This window comes from Streptomyces sp. NPDC002265, from assembly GCF_040296125.1.
Taxonomy (GTDB): Bacteria; Actinomycetota; Actinomycetes; order Streptomycetales; family Streptomycetaceae; genus Streptomyces.
The window spans coordinates 20,606-38,615 of sequence record NZ_JBEOWS010000050.1; the positions used below are offsets into that span (position 1 = coordinate 20,606).

General features: G+C 72.1%; 19 protein-coding genes. 14 read left to right on the top strand and 5 right to left on the bottom strand.

Annotation, left to right across the window (positions count from 1 at the left end; genetic code table 11):
• Positions 1–26: 26 nt before the first annotated feature.
• From glnA to pspAB, 4 genes are all read left to right on the top strand, one after another.
• On the top strand, positions 27–1,436 hold the full coding sequence (glnA, locus tag ABT085_RS12130; protein WP_152889348.1) for a type I glutamate--ammonia ligase: 1,410 nt from the start codon (positions 27–29) through the stop codon (positions 1,434–1,436).
• 184 nt (positions 1,437–1,620) lie between these two features.
• Complete coding sequence (locus ABT085_RS12135) at positions 1,621–1,878, top strand: SCO2583/SCO2584 N-terminal domain-containing protein (protein ID WP_351605096.1); 258 nt, start codon at positions 1,621–1,623, stop codon at positions 1,876–1,878.
• A 107-nt stretch (positions 1,879–1,985) separates the two neighbouring features.
• Complete coding sequence (htpX, locus tag ABT085_RS12140) at positions 1,986–2,909, top strand: zinc metalloprotease HtpX (protein ID WP_351605099.1); 924 nt, start codon at positions 1,986–1,988, stop codon at positions 2,907–2,909.
• A 2-nt stretch (positions 2,910–2,911) separates the two neighbouring features.
• Positions 2,912–3,502, top strand: a complete 591-nt coding sequence (gene pspAB / locus ABT085_RS12145) for a PspA-associated protein PspAB (RefSeq protein WP_351605101.1) — start codon at positions 2,912–2,914, stop codon at positions 3,500–3,502.
• Between the two features lie 64 nt (positions 3,503–3,566).
• On the opposite strand, the gene ABT085_RS12150 is transcribed toward pspAB, so the two are convergent.
• Both ABT085_RS12150 and ABT085_RS12155 read right to left on the bottom strand, forming a co-directional pair.
• Entirely contained in the window at positions 3,567–3,845 is a 279-nt protein-coding gene (locus ABT085_RS12150; RefSeq protein WP_351605104.1) for a hypothetical protein, read from the bottom strand.
• Between the two features lie 98 nt (positions 3,846–3,943).
• Positions 3,944–4,066 (bottom strand): hypothetical protein, encoded by a 123-nt coding sequence (locus ABT085_RS12155; protein ID WP_351605107.1) that lies wholly within the window; start codon positions 4,064–4,066, stop codon positions 3,944–3,946.
• Here ABT085_RS12155 and ABT085_RS12160 point away from each other — a divergent pair.
• Positions 4,065–4,886 carry an alpha/beta hydrolase gene (locus tag ABT085_RS12160; protein ID WP_351605110.1) on the top strand — a complete coding sequence of 274 codons (822 nt, stop codon included), beginning with the start codon at positions 4,065–4,067 and terminating at the stop codon, positions 4,884–4,886. The genes ABT085_RS12155 and ABT085_RS12160 overlap by 2 nt on opposite strands.
• Here the strand turns inward: ABT085_RS12160 and ABT085_RS12165 are convergent.
• Positions 4,826–6,163, bottom strand: a complete 1,338-nt coding sequence (locus ABT085_RS12165; RefSeq protein ID WP_351605115.1) for a DUF2252 domain-containing protein — start codon at positions 6,161–6,163, stop codon at positions 4,826–4,828. The two genes, ABT085_RS12160 and ABT085_RS12165, sit on opposite strands and share 61 nt — an antisense overlap.
• A gap of 295 nt (positions 6,164–6,458) precedes the next feature.
• Here ABT085_RS12165 and ABT085_RS12170 point away from each other — a divergent pair, with 295 nt between their 5' ends.
• On the top strand, positions 6,459–7,646 hold the full coding sequence (locus ABT085_RS12170) for a winged helix DNA-binding domain-containing protein (protein WP_351605120.1): 1,188 nt from the start codon (positions 6,459–6,461) through the stop codon (positions 7,644–7,646).
• Positions 7,647–7,931: 285 nt separating this feature from the next.
• On the opposite strand, the gene ABT085_RS12175 is transcribed toward ABT085_RS12170, so the two are convergent.
• Positions 7,932–8,246: a hypothetical protein gene (locus tag ABT085_RS12175; RefSeq protein WP_351605122.1), complete on the bottom strand. Its 315-nt coding sequence runs from the start codon at positions 8,244–8,246 to the stop codon at positions 7,932–7,934.
• 174 nt (positions 8,247–8,420) lie between these two features.
• Here ABT085_RS12175 and ABT085_RS12180 point away from each other — a divergent pair, with 174 nt between their 5' ends.
• The 5 genes from ABT085_RS12180 to ABT085_RS12200 all read left to right on the top strand — a co-directional run bounded on the left by ABT085_RS12180 (position 8,421) and on the right by ABT085_RS12200 (position 14,067).
• Complete coding sequence (locus ABT085_RS12180) at positions 8,421–8,789, top strand: arsenate reductase family protein (RefSeq protein ID WP_351605125.1); 369 nt, start codon at positions 8,421–8,423, stop codon at positions 8,787–8,789.
• A 144-nt stretch (positions 8,790–8,933) separates the two neighbouring features.
• Complete coding sequence (locus ABT085_RS12185; protein WP_351605130.1) at positions 8,934–9,671, top strand: SCO2207 family protein; 738 nt, start codon at positions 8,934–8,936, stop codon at positions 9,669–9,671.
• 641 nt (positions 9,672–10,312) lie between these two features.
• Positions 10,313–11,341: a glutamine synthetase gene (gene glnII / locus ABT085_RS12190; protein WP_351605133.1), complete on the top strand. Its 1,029-nt coding sequence runs from the start codon at positions 10,313–10,315 to the stop codon at positions 11,339–11,341.
• Between the two features lie 322 nt (positions 11,342–11,663).
• Complete coding sequence (locus ABT085_RS12195) at positions 11,664–12,245, top strand: winged helix-turn-helix domain-containing protein (RefSeq protein ID WP_351605136.1); 582 nt, start codon at positions 11,664–11,666, stop codon at positions 12,243–12,245.
• A 250-nt stretch (positions 12,246–12,495) separates the two neighbouring features.
• Entirely contained in the window at positions 12,496–14,067 is a 1,572-nt protein-coding gene (locus ABT085_RS12200) for a DUF1996 domain-containing protein (RefSeq protein ID WP_351605139.1), read from the top strand.
• A gap of 131 nt (positions 14,068–14,198) precedes the next feature.
• On the opposite strand, the gene ABT085_RS12205 is transcribed toward ABT085_RS12200, so the two are convergent.
• Positions 14,199–14,606, bottom strand: coding sequence for a hypothetical protein (locus tag ABT085_RS12205; protein WP_351605142.1), 408 nt, complete (start codon positions 14,604–14,606; stop codon positions 14,199–14,201).
• 119 nt (positions 14,607–14,725) lie between these two features.
• Here ABT085_RS12205 and ABT085_RS12210 point away from each other — a divergent pair, with 119 nt between their 5' ends.
• The 3 genes from ABT085_RS12210 to ABT085_RS12220 form a co-directional block, all read left to right on the top strand.
• Positions 14,726–15,226: a tetratricopeptide repeat protein gene (locus ABT085_RS12210; RefSeq protein WP_351605144.1), complete on the top strand. Its 501-nt coding sequence runs from the start codon at positions 14,726–14,728 to the stop codon at positions 15,224–15,226.
• Positions 15,227–15,343: 117 nt separating this feature from the next.
• Entirely contained in the window at positions 15,344–17,257 is a 1,914-nt protein-coding gene (locus tag ABT085_RS12215; protein WP_351605147.1) for a hypothetical protein, read from the top strand.
• A 118-nt stretch (positions 17,258–17,375) separates the two neighbouring features.
• A partial coding sequence (locus tag ABT085_RS12220) for a TetR/AcrR family transcriptional regulator (RefSeq protein WP_351605149.1) occupies positions 17,376–18,010 on the top strand: 635 nt, incomplete at its 3' end.

Consider the following 18,010-nt stretch of genomic DNA (forward strand, 5'->3'; position numbering starts at 1 on the left):
GGACGGTCGGGAGTAGGAGGAGCTGGATGTTCCAGAACGCCGACGAGGCCAAGAAGTTCATCGCGGACGAGGACGTCAAGTTCGTCGACGTCCGTTTCTGTGACCTGCCGGGTGTCATGCAGCACTTCTCGCTGCCCGTCGAGGCGTTCGACCCGGACGAGGAGCTCGCCTTCGACGGCTCGTCGATCCGTGGCTTCCAGGCCATCCACGAGTCCGACATGGCGCTGCGCGCGGACCTGTCGACGGCTCGCGTCGACCCCTTCCGCCGGGACAAGACCCTCAACATCAACTTCTTCATCCACGACCCGATCACGGGCGAGCAGTACTCCCGCGACCCGCGCAACGTGGCGAAGAAGGCCGAGGCCTACCTCGCGTCGACCGGTATCGCGGACACCGCGTACTTCGGTCCCGAGGCCGAGTTCTACGTTTTCGACAGCGTGCGGTTCAAGACCTCGGAGAACGAGTCGTTCTACCACATCGACTCCGAGGCCGGCGCCTGGAACACCGGCGCGCTGGAGGACAACCGCGGCTACAAGGTCCGCTACAAGGGCGGCTACTTCCCGACCCCGCCGGTCGACCACTTCGCCGACCTGCGCGCCGAGATCTCCCTGGAGCTGGCGGCCTCCGGCCTCCAGGTCGAGCGCCAGCACCACGAGGTGGGCACCGCCGGCCAGGCCGAGATCAACTACAAGTTCAACACGCTGCTCGCCGCGGCCGACGACCTCCAGCTCTTCAAGTACATCGTGAAGAACGTCGCCTGGCGCAACGGCAAGACCGCGACCTTCATGCCGAAGCCGATCTTCGGTGACAACGGCTCGGGCATGCACGTCCACCAGTCGCTGTGGAGCGGCGGCTCCCCGCTGTTCTACGACGAGGCCGGTTACGCGGGCCTGTCGGACATGGCCCGCTACTACATCGGCGGCATCCTCAAGCACGCGCCGTCGCTGCTGGCCTTCACCAACCCGACGGTGAACTCGTACCACCGTCTGGTCCCGGGCTTCGAGGCGCCGATCAACCTGGTGTACTCGCAGCGCAACCGCTCCGCGGCCATGCGCATCCCGATCACGGGCTCCAACCCGAAGGCCAAGCGCGTCGAGTTCCGCGCGCCCGACTCCTCCGGCAACCCGTACCTGGCGTTCTCCGCGCTGCTGCTCGCGGGCCTCGACGGCATCAAGAACAAGATCGAGCCGGCCGAGCCGATCGACAAGGACCTGTACGAGCTGGCCCCCGAGGAGCACGCGGGCGTGGCGCAGGTCCCGACCTCGCTCCCGGCCGTCCTCGACTCGCTGGAGCGCGACCACGAGTTCCTGCTCGCGGGCGACGTCTTCACGTCCGACCTGATCGAGACGTGGATCGACTTCAAGCGCACGAACGAGATCGCCCCGCTCCAGCTCCGCCCGCACCCGCACGAGTTCGAGCTGTACTTCGACGTGTGACCGGTCCCGGCCGGGGTCCGGTCTGTGGGTGATCTGTCCGGTGGCGCCCCGTCTCCCGTTCGTGCGGGAGACGGGGCGCCGTCGTCCGTTCGGGCTTGCGTACAACCTTTCGGGTCTCGCAGGCTTCCTAAAGGGAGGGGAGATCCTCCCCGGCGTTTTTCGGAGGCAGGAAGAGGCAACGGGGATGTCCGAGCACGACGACTTCGAGCACGAGTTCGATCACCGGTGGGCGAACGCGGCCGAGCACAAGGAGCCCTCGGCGCGGGCCCGGATGCTCGCCGCGCGCTGGAAGGACAACCCTCCGGAGCCGGTCCCGTTCCGCGCGGACCCCGGACCGGCCGGGCCCCGGCGCTCGTCGTGGAGGTCCACCGTCATCGTGCTCGGCTGTGTGGTGGCCGTGATCCTGCTGCTGGGATACGCGAGCCTGCGCTCCCCCTACTGATCCCGGTGCGGTCTTTGCGGCTTCTGGAGCAGTCCGCAACCGCCTCTTGGGCGGGGCCAGGTGCACACTGAAGTCAGGTACGAGTGCCTGACTGCGGGGTGAGGCAGATGCAGAGCCGATTCCGGAGCGACCGGCGCCTGACCGTACGGATGACGGTCACGCTCTTCCTGCTCGGACTGCTGTACGTGGCGTTCGCCGCCGCGCTGATCGTGTTGCTGAAGTCGTGGGTCCTGGTCGTCGTCATCGCCGCAGGCGCGCTCGCCGCCCAGTACTGGTTCTCCGACCGGATCGCGATGTACGCCATGCACGGCCGGGTCGTGGAGCGGGAGGAGTATCCCGAGCTGCACGCCGTGGTCGACCGGCTGTGCGCGATGGCGGACATGCCCAAGCCGGTGGTCGCGGTCTCCGGTCTGGAGATGCCGAACGCGTTCGCGACCGGCCGCAACCCCGACCACGCGGTGATCTGCGTGACCACCGGTCTGCTGCGGCGGCTGGAGCCCGCGGAGCTGGAGGGCGTCCTGGCGCACGAGCTGTCGCACGTGGCGCACAAGGACGTCGCCGTGATCACCGTGGCGTCCTTCCTCGGCGTGATCGCGGGCCTGATCGTACGGTTCGCCTTCTACTCGGAGCTGTTCGGCGGGCGGGGCCGCAAGGACCAGAACACCCTGGTCGTGTTCGGTGTCGTGATGGGGGTGTCGGCGGCGGTGTACGCGCTGAGCTTCCTGCTGATCAGGGCCCTGTCCCGGTACCGGGAGCTGGCCGCCGACCGGTCCGCCGCACTGCTGACCGGGCGGCCCTCGGCGCTGGCCTCCGCGCTGACGAAGGTCACCGGCGACATCGCCCGGATCCCGACCGAGGACCTGCGTACGGCCCAGGCGTTCAACGCGTTCTACTTCACCCCCGCGCTGGGCGCCGGGCCCACCCTGGGCAAGCTGTTCTCCACCCACCCGAGCCTGGAGCAGCGGCTCGAACAGCTGGGGCGGATCTCCGCCGAGCTGGGCGAGGCCGCGGTGCCCGGGAAGACGGGCTGAACATGGGGCTGCTGGACATCCTGCTCGGCCGCACGAAGGCGGTCGCCCCCGATCTCGACCGGCTGTTCGCGCTGCCGTCGGCGGCGGTGACCCTGGAGGCGGCGGCCGGGTACACGCCGACCGGGCAGGGGGCGGTGTGCTTCGCCACGGTCGAGGGCGCGGCCTTCGAGCAGACGCACCGCGAGGTGCAGGCCCTGCTGGACGCGGACACCGACCGCACCGGCCCCCCGGTGCGGCTGACGCAGGACGGCTACGGCTACTCCTGGCTGGTCTCCGCCCGCGCCCCCGGCGAACTGCCCCTCCTGGTCAACGACCTGCACGCGGTGAACACGTCGATGGAGGCCAACGGCTTCGGGCCGCAGCTGCTGTGCTCGCTGGTGAGCTTCGAGAAGCGCGGCCAGGACCCGGAACGCGCACTGGCCCTGGTGTACCTGTACAAGCGCGGCACGTTCTATCCGCTGTGCACGCTGCCCGGCCGGCACCGGCGCGACAACGCGCTGGAGCTCCAGGTGGCCGCCCTGCTGGAGAACGACCTGCGGGTGGAGAAGGACAAGTCCCGCTGGTTCCCGCTCTGGGACGCACCGGGCCTGTGAAGGGGCGCCCCCCGGCCGGAGACGGCCGGGGGGCGCTGGACGTGTGTCGGTCTCAGGGCCGGTCTCAGGTGCCCCGGTCCTGACGGCGGGCCTCGAAGGGACGCTCACGACGGTAGCGGCGCTCCCACTTGGCCTGCTGGTCACGGCGGGCCCGGTACGCCTTGTAGGTGGCGGGCGCCGCCGGTGCCGCGGGAGTGCCGGTGCCCGGGGCGGACGCCGAGGTCGAGCTCCGTCCGTACCGCAGGTACAGCAGGAGCAGCGCGGCGGCGGCCAGCCACCAGACGTGGTCCGTGAACCCGAGGACCACCAGGGCGACGGCTCCGGCCATGACGATGCTGTTCATGATGGGCCCCCTCTCCGGGTCCGTGCCCGTACCCCGTGCGGGGAACGAGCGGTGGGTGTCGGCCGATCGACCATGACACACTCAGCGTATCCGTCCGCTCACACGCAGTGCATCTCCTTTTCCCCGCCCTGGAGTTCGCGGCCGACAGGGGCAGCCGCGCCGCGGCCGAAGGCGGCGGAACCCGCACCCCGGACGGATGCGCCGTGCGTGAATGTGCGCATGCGCGAGATCGTCTCCATCACACACGACATCGTCTCCTTCACCCATGACACGGACGGCGAACGGCTGAGCGGGGTGTACGGCGGGGCCGGAGACGGTGGCCCGGACGGGGCCACCGTCGTCCTGCTGCACGGGGCCGGTTCCGGCAGCAAGGAGCGGCTCGTGCCGCTCCTCGCGGAGTTCGCCGCCCGCGGGTGCCGCGCCCTCGCCTTCGACTTCTCCGGACACGGCGACAGCACCGGAACGATGGCGGAGCTGAGCCTGCGCCGGCGCTTCGAGCAGGCCGTGGCCGTGATCGACGCCTACGCCCCGGCGGACGCCCCGCTGCTGCCGGTCGGGTTCAGCATGAGCGGGCAGACGGTGGCCGACCTCGCCGCCCACTACGGGGACCGGGTGGCGGCGCTGGGGCTGTGCGCCCCGGCGGTGTACGCGGCGAAGGCGTGGGAGGTGCCGTTCGGGAACGGCACCGGCCGCTTCAGCGAGATCATCCGTGCGCCCGGCAGCTGGCGCGACTCGCCCGCGCTCGACGTGCTGCGCGCGTTCCCGGGACGGGCGGTGCTGGCGGTCCCGGGCGAGGACGCGGTCATCCCGCCGGCGGTGACGCGGGCCGTGCAGGACGCGCTGACGGCCCGCGCCCGCTTCACCCGCCTCGACCTGCCCGGCGCGGACCACCGGCTGGGCCTTCGGCTGCGGGACCACGCGCCGGACCGCCGTGCCCTGGTGGACGCCGTGCTGTCCGGGGCCGGCCGACCGGGCCCCGGTCAGCGCTCCGGTGCGGCCCGCACCACGCCGGCCGCCACGGCGGCGACCAGGCCGGCGTGATCGGCGGCGGTCCGGTCGGCGTACCCCGTCGCGAAGTCGGCGACCGACCGGTCGAAGGTGTCGGCGGAGCCGAGGTAGGAGGCGATGGCGATGCGGTCGCCGGAGCGGGCGTGGGCGCGGGCCAGGGCGGTGCCGCAGAGCCGGGCGTACCGGCGCAGGGCGGCCGGGCTCGCGCCGACGACGCTCGCCGTGCTCTTCGTGTCGCGCAGCTGACGCCAGTAGAAGGCGCGGCCCTGCGGCCCCGTCGTCCAGCCCAGGAAGATGTCCCCGGCGGCCTGGAGCAGCCGCTGTCCCTCGACGACCCGGTGGCCGTGGTGGACGTAGGGCCCGCTGGGCAGATGCGGTTCCAGTACGGATTCCCTGGCCTCCTTGATCTGGAGGAACAGCGGGTCGTCGTCGTCCTTTCCGGCGAGCAGTACGAGGAAGCAGCGGGTGCCGACGCTGCCGACGCCGACGACCTTGCGTGCCGCGTCGACGAAGCGGTAGCGGTTCAGGAGCAGCCGGCGTCCCTCCGAGAGGGTGGAGCGGTAGTCGCTGAAGATCTTGCGGAGCGCGGCCGTGTCGGAGGGGCCGACGGACTCCAGGAAGGGCGGGTCCTGGGCGATGCGCCGTCGGCCGTCGACGACCTCGGTCAGTCCGCCGAGGGCGTGGAGGCTGGTGCGGCGGCGGGCGCGGGTGAGGCTGGACTCCAGACGGCGGCGCCTGCCGTCCCGGACCAGGGGCAGCAGCAGGTCGGCCGGAATCCGCTCGTACCAGGCGGCGAGTTCACCGAGCCGGGCCAGCCGTCGCATGGCGGTGTGGTAGCCGGCCGCGGCCGCGAGGGCGGCCTGGCGGACCTTGGGTTCGGGGTGTCCGTTCTCCCGGGCGGCGACGGCGACGGAGGCGGCGAGCCGTTTGACGTCCCATTCGAAGGGGCCGGGGAACGTCTCGTCGAAGTCGCCGAGATCGAACAGCAGGGTGCGTTCCGGGGAGGCGTACAGGCCGAAGTTGAGCAGATGGGCGTCGCCGCACAGCTGGACGGTCAGACCGGTGTGCGGCTGGGCGGCGAGGTCGCCGGCCATGACCGCGGCGGCCCCGCGCAGGAAGTCGAGCGGGGAGGTGGTCATCCGCCCGTACCGGACCGGCAGCAGCTCCGGCAGCCGGTCGCGGCCCTGCCGTTCCAGTACGGCGACGGGGTCGGGCCGTTCGACCGAGGGCAGCCACAGGCCGTGCGCGGAGCGCGCCACGTACTTGCGGGCGTCCTTGCCGCGCTGGGCACGGTCGGCCGGACTGGTCACGGACCGGCCCCTTGCAGTGCCGCCCGCGGAGCGGGTGTGGTGCCCGGGATCGCCGCCCGCGTCCGCCGTGGTCCGCCGTACCGCCTCATCGCACCTCCCAGCCAAACCTCAATCTCACCCCTGTGAGGGCAGTTAAGGCGCCGGGCGCGCGGGCCGCACGCCCGGCGCCGCGATCGTGTGAGGGGCCGGTCCGGGCCGGGTTGCCAGTGGCGTCCGGACCGGTCCGGACCCGGTTGTCAGTGGCGTCGGCGAGGATGTCCGCAGGACGGCGGTGCACGCACGGGCGGAGGTCGGCATGGGCGGCAAACGGCGGTACATCGACGGTGCGGAGCGGCGGGCGCGGCTGGCGCTGCGCCACCGGCTGGCGGGCGCGGCGCGCGCGACGGCCCCCGAGGACGTGGCCCGCTCCCTGGTCGCCCTGCACGGCAGCGACCCGGCGACGGTGTATCTGGCGGTGGGGGCGCGGCTGACGGATCCGGCGGCCACGGTCGACGCGACCGACCGGGCGCTGTACGAGGACCGTGCCCTGGTGCGGATGCACGGGATGCGGCACACGGTGTTCGTCTTCCCCGCCGCGCTGACCGCGGTCGTGCACGCCTCGACCGGTCTCGACGTGGCCGCCCGGGAGCGGGCGTCACTGCTCAAGGACATGGCGAAGGCGGGCGCGCCGGACGCGGCCTGGCTGCGGGAGGTCGAGGAGTCGGCACTGGCCGTACTGGCCCGGCGCGGGCAGGCGACGGCCGCCGAACTCGCCCGGGAGGAACCCCGGTTGCGGGAGAAGTTCGCGTACGCGGCCGGGAAGAGCTACGAGGGCGTCCACACCGTCTCGACCCGGCTGCTGAGGGTGCTGGGGGTGGAGGGGAAGGTGGTCCGGGGGCGTCCGCTGGGTTCGTGGACGTCCAGCCAGTTCCGCTGGGCCCCGGCCCCCGAGCATCCCGAGCTGGACGCCGCCGAGGCCCGGGCGGACCTGCTGCTGCGCTGGCTGACGGTCTGCGGGCCGGCCACCGAGGCGGACCTGAAGTGGTGGACGGGGTGGCGGGTCACGGACGTCCGGCGGGCGCTGGCCTCGATCGGGGCGCTGGAGGTGGAGCTGGACGAGGGCACGGGGTACGTCGTCGAAGGCGACGACGGTCCCGTGGCCGGGCCCGGTGAGCCGTGGGCGGCGCTGCTGCCCGCGCTCGACCCGACGGCCATGGGCTGGCAGCAGCGGGACTGGTACCTGCCGCCCGAGCTGCGTCCGCCGCTGTTCGACTACAGCGGGAACATCGGGCCGACGGTGTGGTGGAACGGGCAGGTGGTGGGGGGCTGGGCACAGCGCCCGGACGGGGAGATCGTGTGGCGGGTCCCGCCTGCCGGGGGCGGGGTGGGCCGGGAGGCCGAGGCGATGATCGCGGCGGAGGCGGAGCGGCTGCAGGGGTGGGTGGGGGCGACCCGGGTGACCCCCCGCTTCCGGACACCGATGGAGCGCGAGCTGGCGGGGTAGGGCCGGGGACCCTGGGCCCGAGGTCAGGGTGGCCCGGCGGGCCCGGGTCGGCGAGAGCCGAGGGGGCCGGGCGGCAGCCGGGGGCCCGGCGGTCGGGAACGGCAGCCCCCGACGCCGGGCGGCAACCGCGGACCGCTCGCGGACGGCGCCGGACAGGAAAGGGCCGCTCACGGACGACGCCAGGCGGCAACTGCGGGCCGTTCGTGGACGGCGCCGGGCCGGAAAGGGGGCCGTTCACTGACGGCGCGCCGGGCGCGGTCGTGGGGACCGGCCCGGCGCCCTCGTTCACCTCGAGTAACGCATCAGCGCCCGCACCATGTGGCACGTGGTGTCCGACGGAGGGTGGACGCCGATCTGTTCGGCCGCGCTCCGTATCGTCTCGTCGGAGGCCTGGTTCGGGACGTAGACGCCGGAGTCGAGCAGGGCGATGGCGAGGCGCATCGCCTTGAGCCGGCGGTTGTGCGTGACGTACCACGCGCGCGGACGTCCGGCCGGCAACGGCCGCTTCAGGACCGGTTCGTAGGGCAGGTCGAGCAGGACGGGACGCTTCGCGGTGGACTGGGTGGGCAACGGCTTCGGCTTCAGTGCGGCAGCGGGCACAGGCATCCTCCTGTCGCGATGAGGGTGTCCCCTCCGGGGTTCGGCCACCCCGGCGACACCCTCGAACACTGCCTCTATTCTACCGCCCGGCACTGACAAACGCCCCTGGCCACAAGGGCTTTCGGGGCCTCCGGGGCCCTTGTGGGAGACGAGTTCTCCCGTACCGTGGGGGCCATGGAAATCTGGATCAATCCGGCCTGCTCCAAGTGCCGCGGCGCCCTCACCCTGCTCGACGCCGAGGGTGCCGAGTACACCGTCCGCCGCTACCTCGACGACGTGCCGACCGAGGACGAGATCAGGGCCGTACTGGACCGCCTCGGCCTCGAACCGTGGGACATCACGCGTACCGAGGAGGCCGCCGCCAAGGAACTCGGCCTCAAGGAGTGGGCACGTGACGCCGGTGCGCGCGAGCAGTGGATCGCGGCGCTCGCCGGGCACCCGAAGCTCATCCAGCGCCCGATCATCACCGCGGACGACGGCACGGCGGTCGTGGCCCGCAGCGAGGACGCCGTACGGGAGGCGCTGTCCCGGACCAAGGAGTGAGGCGGCCCGTGGCCCGCGGTGTGCCTCGGCGCCCGAACTGACGTGTGACACAGGCCACTTGAATCACCCCGGTAACCGTTGAGTAACGCCGTTCGGTATCTCGTACATAGCGACGTAGCACCCCCTACCCCTCAGGAGGCGCGGATGTCGCGCAGGAGAACACTCGGCCCGAAGAAGTCGATCGCGCTGCTCGTCGGTGCCGCGGCCGTGGCGGGAGGCGGCGCCTTCGTCATGGCGAACACCTCGAACGCGGCGCAGTCGCCCAAGGCCCTGTCCGCCGGGGACTCGACGGTCTGCCTGGGGCTCGCCACCGCCATCGGCAACAACCAGGCGTTCATCGCCGGCCAGCGGGCCAACCCGGACGCGCAGTCCGCGGCCCGGATCGCCAACCGCGAGGCGGTCATCGCTCAGATCCAGGTGCAGCAGAAGGCGTCCGGATGCACGGTTGGGGAGTCGGCTCAGGGCTCCCAGCCTGCTCAGACCGCCCCTGCGCAGACCGCCCCCGCGGGAAACGCGGGCAACGCGGGCGCCGCCGGGAACACCGGCAACGCCGGGAACACGGGTAACGCCGGCAATGCAGGCAATGCAGGTAACGCGGGCAACGCCGGTAACGCCGGCGGTGGTGCCGCCGCCGGCCAGCAGGTCTGCAACGGCTCCACGGTCACCCTCTCGGGCGAGGGCGGCGCTCCGGCGGCGTCGAGCAACCAGTTCCCCTCGGGCACGAAGCTGAAGGTCACCAACCTGGACAACAACAAGTCCACGACGGTGACGGTCACCTCGGTCTCCGGCAGCTGCGTCCTGCTCAACAACGCCGCTTTCGAGCAGGTCCGTGAGCCCGGCAAGTTCCTGATCCGCCGGGCCGTGATCCAGAAGGTGGGGTGAGGCCGGACGCGGGAGGGAACCCCTGAGGCGGCGCCCCATGTGAGGGGGTACGGCGTGCCGCAGCGGGTGGCGGGAGAGACCTGACAGGATCCCCGTCCCGACGCTGCGGCAGCACGCCGGCCCGGTCCGCCGCCTCGTACGTGTCACCGGTCCTGCTGCTCCCCGCCAGGAGCAGCAGGACCGGGCGCGTCCGGGCCCCGCCGCGCGTCCGGCGCGAGGCGCAGGCCGGTCACCGGCCTCGTGGACGGGAAGGCCGGCGACCGTGCGGGAGTGACGGTCGGCGGCCGTACGGAAGTGACCGCAGGCGGCCGTGCGGGAACGACGGCAGGGGCCGCACGGGAGTGGCGGCAGGCGGCCGGGGCGCCGCGGTCCCGGTCACACCCATCGCATACGAGACCGGGCCCCGGCCCGGCTCCGGCGCGTTCCGGGGCGCGAACCGCGAACCGCACGCCCGGGGCCTCCCATCGAGTGAATCGCGCCACATCATGGCCAGGTAACACGGGGTTCACAATCGAGCAATGATCGGGAAATCGGCCGTTGGCAGTCTGCCGGGCATCAGGTGCGGCGCCCCAGTGCCGCAGCGCCGCAGCACCCGCAGCACCCGCAAGTGCGCCTAAGACCCACCTCGAAGGATGTGGCCCGTGAGCTTCAAGGCTGAGTACATCTGGATCGACGGCACCCAGCCGACGGCCAAGCTCCGTTCCAAGACGAAGATCCTGGCCGACGACGCCAAGGGCGCCGAGCTGCCGATCTGGGGCTTCGACGGGTCCTCCACCAGCCAGGCCAAGGGCCACGCCTCCGACCGCGTACTCAAGCCGGTCTTCACCTGCCCCGACCCGATCCGCGGCGGCGACGATGTCCTCGTGCTGTGCGAGGTCCTCGACATCGACATGACGCCGCACGAGTCGAACACGCGTGCCGCGCTGGCCGAGGTGGCCGAGAAGTTCGCCGCCCAGCAGCCGATCTTCGGTATCGAGCAGGAGTACACCTTCTTCGACGGCCCGCGTCCGCTGGGCTTCCCCGAGGGCGGCTTCCCGGCCCCCCAGGGCGGCTACTACTGCGGTGTCGGCGCGGACGAGATCTTCGGCCGTGACATCGTCGAGGCGCACCTGGAGAACTGCCTCAAGGCGGGCCTGGGCATCTCCGGCATCAACGCCGAGGTCATGCCCGGCCAGTGGGAGTTCCAGGTCGGCCCGCTGTCCCCGCTGGAGGTCTCCGACCAGCTGTGGGTGGCCCGCTGGCTGCTCTACCGCACCGCCGAGGACTTCGGCATCTCCGCGACCCTCGACCCCAAGCCGGTCAAGGGCGACTGGAACGGCGCCGGTGCGCACACCAACTTCTCCACGAAGGCGATGCGCGAGGGCTACGACGCGATCATCACCGCGTGCGAGTCGCTCGGCGAGGGCTCCAAGCCGCTCGACCACGTCAAGAACTACGGCGCCGGCATCGACGACCGCCTGACCGGTCTGCACGAGACCGCCCCGTGGAACGAGTACTCGTACGGCGTCTCCGACCGCGGCGCCTCGGTCCGCATCCCGTGGCAGGTCGAGAAGGACGGCAAGGGCTACATCGAGGACCGCCGCCCGAACGCCAACGTCGACCCGTACACGGTGACGCGTCTGATCGTCGACACCTGCTGCTCCGCCCTGGAGAAGGCCGGCCAGGTCTGATCCCCACGCCTTCACCGAAGGGGCGCCCGACATCATGTCGGGCGCCCCTTCGGCATGTTGGGCGTCCGAGCAGTGGGAGAGACCTCCTGCCTCGCCGGTGCGTCTGCTTCAATGGTCCTATGGCCAGCCCCCAGAAGCACTCCGCGACAGGTCGCCATGACCTCGAGCCCTTCTGGCCTTCCCGTCAGCACCACGACTTCGACCGGGTGTGTTGTCGCGCGACGAACGCGCGGGCCCTCTAAAGCCGTACACCTGCGGTCTTCGGCCGGCGCGCACGACGTACGTCCTCGACGAACTCCTCGCGCGAAAGAGCTGACCTCTCATGGCGACCACGCATTCTCTGCCCACCTCCCCCCTCACCTCCTCCCCCGGTCCCGCGCGTCACCGGCTGCGGGCCGTCGACCGGGACGAGGTCGTCGACATGACGGACCTCCTGCCGCCGGGCACCACCTGGCTGCCCGCCCCGCAGCACACCCTGCCCGCCCTGCCGGGCCGGCCCGCGATGGTCGGCTACCTGGTCCTCGTCCCGGCCGACCGGCAGCCGCCGTTCCTGCCCGTGGCGCTGCCCGACGCACCCCAGGCCGCCGAGCCGGCCGCCCCGGCCCCGGGCGAGCCGCTGGTGCGCATCGACACCGCACAGCGCACCGCGCAGGTGAGCGGGCGCGAACTCGACCTGACCTACCTTGAGTTCGAACTCCTCGCCCATCTGGTCGCGCACCCCAACCGGGTGCACACCCGGGACCATCTGGTCAGCACGGTGTGGGGCTACGGCCACGTGGGCGACGGCCGTACCGTCGACGTCCACATCGCCCGGCTGCGCCGCAAGCTGGGCGCCGAGCACCGCAGGTCGATCCAGACCGTCCGCCGCGTCGGCTACAAGTACTCCCCGCCGATCGCACGCTGAGCTTCGCCCGGAACGGATCGCGGGCCGGAAGGCGACGACGTTCCACCGGGGGCGGCAGCCGGCCGTCCCCGGCCTCTCCGATCGGGGTAACTACCTGCGTTGATGGGGGAGTTGGGACGGGATTGCGTCACGGTTCTCTCATGAATTTCTGAGATGTTTGAACACCCCTGGGACCGCCTCCGTATGGATGGGAGCCGCTTCACTCCTGTCGGGCGCCTCGATGCTGCCCCGCAAGGATCAGAGGAGTTCCATGGGACGCAATACACGTAAACGCCGTTCGTCGATGGCCACGAAGGCCATAGCCGCATCGGCGGCCCTAGCGCTCGGCGGGGGCGGGCTGATCTGGGCGAACTTCTACGCTTCGGCGCACGAGTCGAACAACAAGGGGTGGAACCAGACCAAGTCCGCCGCGGCCTCGCAGGCCGCGACCATCTCCTGCCCGGACGTCGGCCAGAAGCTGACCAACGTCCCGGCGCAGGCCCGCAACGATGTGAGCGGCGAACTCAGCAACCTCGACCGCCAGATCACCGAGGCCTACCAGCGTCTGGCCACCACCCGGGACGCCCAGGCGCGGGATGCCAGCTTCGTCCAGAACAGCATCCTCCAGCCCCTCCAGGACCGGCGGAAGAACATCTTCGACCGTATCCGGCTGGAGATCACCCGGGTCGGCGGCACCGCACCGGCCGACCTGGACACCCTGATCAACTGCACCGCCACCCCGGCCAGCCAGACCAACGCGGGCGGCGGCCAGGCCAACAACGGCGGGCAGGCGAACAACGGCGGCCAGGCCAACAACGGCCAGACCGCCAACCCCAGCCAGAGCGCCCCCGCCAACAACGGCGGCCAGGCCGGCAACGGCGGTCAGACGGGCAACGGCGGTCAGACGGGCAACGGCGGTCAGGCCGGCAACGGCCCGAACGCGGCCGACTTCGTGGACATCACGAAGGTCCAGCCGAACGTCCCGGCGAAGCCCCGCCGGACGGGCCAGGCCTCGAACGGCACGTTCACCACGCGGTGCGGTGTCAACGCCAACGGCAACCACAACACCGACAACGTGATCGTGGCGCCCGGTGTGACCAACGGCGCGCACCACCTGCACGACTACGTCGGCAACCAGTCGAACGACGCCTTCGCGAACAACGACAAGTTCGCGGCGGCCGAGACGACCTGCCAGAACCAGCAGGACAAGTCGTCGTACTACTGGCCGGTGATCCGTCTTCAGAACGGAACGCAGGACTTCGACCAGAACAAGGACGGCGGCGGCAAGGAAGGCAACGTCGGCAAGATCCTGGTCGCCCGGCAGGCCCAGATCAAGTTCGTCGGCAGCCCGACCAGCAAGGTCACCGCGATGCCGGAGTTCCTGCGGATCATCACCGGTGACGCGAAGACCACCACCAACGGTCTGGCGAACGCCAACGCGCACTGGAGCTGCACCGGCTTCGAGAACAAGGTGCAGCTGACGACGCAGTACCCGATCTGCCCCAGGGGCAGCAGCGTGGTCCGCACCTTCGCGTTCCAGAGCTGCTGGGACGGTCAGAACATCGACAGCGCCAACCACCGCACGCACGTCGCCTTCGCCGACGCCAACGGCAACTGCGCCAACGGCTTCAAGGCGATCCCCCAGCTGACGATGCGCCTGGTGTACGACGTTCCGGCCCCGGTCATCCAGAACGGCCAGGTCAAGAACCCGTACGCGGTGGACGGCTTCCCGGAGCAGCTCCACAAGGCGGCCACCGACCACGACGACTTCATCAACGTGATGTCGGCGGCCCAGAACGCCAAGGTCGCCAACTGCATCAACCGCGGTCAGCGCTGCCAGTAACGCTACGGCGCGGCACCAGTACGGCATGAAGAACCGGCGGTGGGATCTCCCACCGCCGGTTCTTTGTGCGTCCGGCCGGTTCTTTGTGCGTCCGGCCGGTCCTTCGGCTGTCGGGGGGACCCGGGGCGTGGTCAGTGACCGGTGTGCGCCCCGTGGTCGACGCCCTGCTCGATGTCCCCGCCGAGGGTGTCGCGCAGTGCCGCGACCGTGCTGTTCTCGCCCACGGCCACCCACTTGCGGCCGACCAGGTAGTGACCGCCGTAGTCCTTGGCGGAGTTGATCCACTCGCGCTGCCCGCGGTCGGTGGCGAAGGTGGCCAGGATGAACTTGCCGGCGGCGACCTTGCACACCGCCTGGCGGATCTCGTCGGCGTCGGTCTGCATGTCGGGGGTGCACTTCACCTCGGCGGCCAGGTGCTCCAGGCTGCCGGTCGCCGTCGCCGGCACCGCCGCCTTCGTGTCCGTGGCGGTGCTGCAGCCCGCGAGCACCAGCGCCGCCACGGCGGCGGCCGCCGCGAGCATGGGTCGGGTCACCTTCATCTGTCCTCCCTGCAAGAGCCTCGTCCTGGATACGGCTGCGGCGCGCGGCGCGCTCAAACGAGGTCCAGGATGCCCGAAACCGGCCGCCGCACCTCGCGCATACGTGCGAAGGTGGGCGGATGAACCACGACTGGAACGACCGGGTGAGCGCGGCATGGGCCCGCTTCGACGACTACGCCGAGCAGGACGCGGCCGACTTCCGGGCTCTGATCGACGCGCTCGTCGCCGAACTGCCCGAGGGCAGCCCGCTGCGCCCGTTCGAACAGGCCTGCGCCTGGGACTCCACGGGGCACTCGGACCGGGCCGTCCCCCTGTACCGGGAGGCGTTGGCGCTCGGCCTCGACGGCTACCGGGGCCGCCGGGCCCGCATCCAGCTGGCGAGCTCCCTGCGCAACATCGGCCGGGCCGAGGAGGGCGTCGCGCTGCTCACCCCCGAACTGGACGGCCCGTCGGACGAGTTGGACGACGCCGTGCGCGCGTGTCTGGCGCTGTGCCTGTCCAGCCTCGGCCGGGACCGCGAGGGCCTCTCCCTCGTCCTGGGCGCCCTGGCCCCGCATCTGCCGCGCTACCAGCGGTCGATGGGCAACTACGCACGGGCACTGGTCGAACCGCGGGCCTGACGCACGGGCCGCGCGGCGCACGGCGGGCATCGCGCGCACGACGGGCGCGGCAGGCACTGCGGGCACTGCGGGCCGCCGGGGCGGTGACCAACCACCGATTCGCTCGTTCTGCTGAACGTGCAGCCACAGCATGTCGCCCCGCGCCCCCCATCGTCCGCCACCGACGTCGACGTCGAGCAGGCCGAGGCCGCGCTCGTCGAGCACTATCCACGGCTCGTCCGGCTCGCCTATCTGGTGTTGCCGCCCGGCCTGGGCCGCGGCCGGCGGGTCCTGACCGCGCACGCCCTCGTCCAGCGTGCGCTGCCCGGCAGGCGCGCGTCCGGGCCCGCCATCCCGACCCAGTCGAAGGGCCGGGACGGCGACCCGGGTTACGCCTTCGTCCGCCGCCAGGTCGTGCGTACGGCGCTGGACGCGGGACTGCCGCTGCGCCGCGCGGCCTGGCCCAGGCGCTCCCAACTGCCCCCGCTGCTGCCCCATGTGTGGGGACTGCGCCTGTTCCCGCGGTCGGGCGGCGCCGAGGAGCTCGCCCTGGACCAGCGGCTGGCGGCGCTGTCAGGACCGGCCCGCGCCGCCCATGTGCTGCGCGGTCTGGAGCGGCTCCAGGACGGCGCCGTGCTCAGGGTGCTGAGGTCGGCGGGGGTGGCCGACCCGGACGCCGCGCTGCGCGAGGCCGGCACCGTCCCCGCGCAGTACGCGCTGTTCGAGTCGCCCGCGTTCGACCCCTGCGCGCTCCAGGCCCGGCCCACCGATCTGATGCGGCGCCGCCGGCGTTCCCGGGCCGTGCTGGCCGCGGCCGCCGCGCTCGCGGTGTGCGGCGCGCTGGTGGCCCTGCCGGGCGGCGGCTGGGGCCCCGACGGTGCCGCCGCGCCGCCGTACGCGCGCAATCCCGCGGCCGAGGCGGCCCTGGACCCCGGCAGGCTGCTGCGGGTCGCGCCGGCCGCGTGGAAGTCGTCCAGCCGCACAGACTTCTCCGTGTGGCCCGCCCGCGGCACCCTGGCCGGCGACAGCGCGCTGCTGCGCCGCGCCCTCGCCGTCTGGGCGCGGCCCGGCGGGAACGTCCGGGTCTCCGGCACCCCCGGCACCCCCACGGGCGGCCCGGCCGGACCGCCCCAGCTGCTGTACGCGGGCCCGGTCGACAACGCGCGCGTGGTGATCCTGTACGACGGTCTGCGCATCGCCCGCTACGCCGAACCGAAGGACGGCACGCAGGGCGCCGCCCTCGACTTCGCGCGGGTCGACGGCGCGACGGCCGCCGAGGCGGGCGCGGTGGTCCTCGGCCGGTCCGACGGCAACGTGCGTTATCTGACCGCGCCGTGGGTGACGAAGGCGGCCGAGCGGGACCTGACGAAGCCCTCGGCCGGCGCGATGGACCTCGGCCTGACCGGCGGGATCACCGCGCCGCTGGCCAGCCCGGCCGCCCAGACCGACAGCTGCACCTCGTGGAACGTGCTCCAGCTGACCGGCGCCGAGGGCACCAGTCTGCTGACCGACCTCGGCGAACTGGTGCCGGCCCGGCTGACCACCGGGAAGCCGACCGCGCCGCACGAGGCGACCGGGGCGAAGTCGCTGAGCGACTGGGCGCCGTTCGCGTGCTCGCTGGCCGACGCCCGGGCGCAGGGCGTGCGCTCGGTGAACGCCTGGCAGTACGCCGAGCAGCCGCTGCCGGACGCGAGCGGCACGGCCGCCTGGGTGTGCACCAGGGCCGAGACCTGGCGGGGCGACGGGCCCCGGGTGCTGGCCCAGTTCCACACCCCGGGCGGGACGTACGGCGCGATCGCGGCGCGGGCGCAGGACGTGCCGGCGTGCGGCACCCGTGATCCGCACGTGCTGGCGGGCGTGCTGTGGAAGTCGCAGACCGGCTCCTGGTACCTGCTGGCCGCGGGCAGCCGGGACACCGCGTCGATCCGTACGACGGGCGGGGTCCACGCGAGCACCCGGGGCAGCCTGCTGACGGCGCGCACGACGGACGGCGCGCAGGCCGGGCTGGAGGGAACCCTGGAGGACGGAAGGCCGGTCAGCGGGCTGCGGTGAGGAGGCGGCCCTCGCCCACGCCGACAGAGGCGGGAAGTGGGCGACCGGTGTGGGAATGGTGAACATCCGCGGCAGGACCGGTCCGTTCGGGTCCGGTTGCTGTCGGTAAAGTGTCCGTATGACTACCGGGGTTCGCCGCAGAATGGGAGTCGACGAGCGACGGCAGCAGCTGATCGGTGTCGCACTCGACCTGTTCAGCCGCCGCTCGCCCGACGAGGTCTCGATCGACGAGATAGCGGCGGCCGCAGGCATCTCGCGGCCGCTGGTCTACCACTACTTTCCCGGCAAACTCAGCCTCTACGAGGCGGCGTTGAAGCGTGCCGCGGAGGACCTGTCGGCCCGGTTCGCCGAACCGCACGAGGGTCCGCTCGGGGCACGGCTGCTGCGTGTGATGCGCCGGTACTTCGACTTCGTGGACGAGCACGGGCCGGGCTTCTCGGCCCTGATGCGCGGCGGCCCGGCGGTCCCCGCGGGCGAGTCCCGCCCGATGAGCCATGTCTCGGCGACCAACGCCCTCATCGACTCTGTACGGCAGGCCGCGTACGAGCAGATCCTGGCGCATCTGGGGGTCACGGACCCGCCCGCGCGGCTGGAGCTGGTGATCCGCTCCTGGATCTCGCTCGCCGAGTCGACCGCGCTGATCTGGCTGGACGGCCGGCGCATCCCGCGGGCGGAGCTGGAGATCCAGCTGGTGCACGACTTCGCGGCGCTCACGGCCGTGGGCGCCGCGGTCGACGACGGGATGCGCAGGCT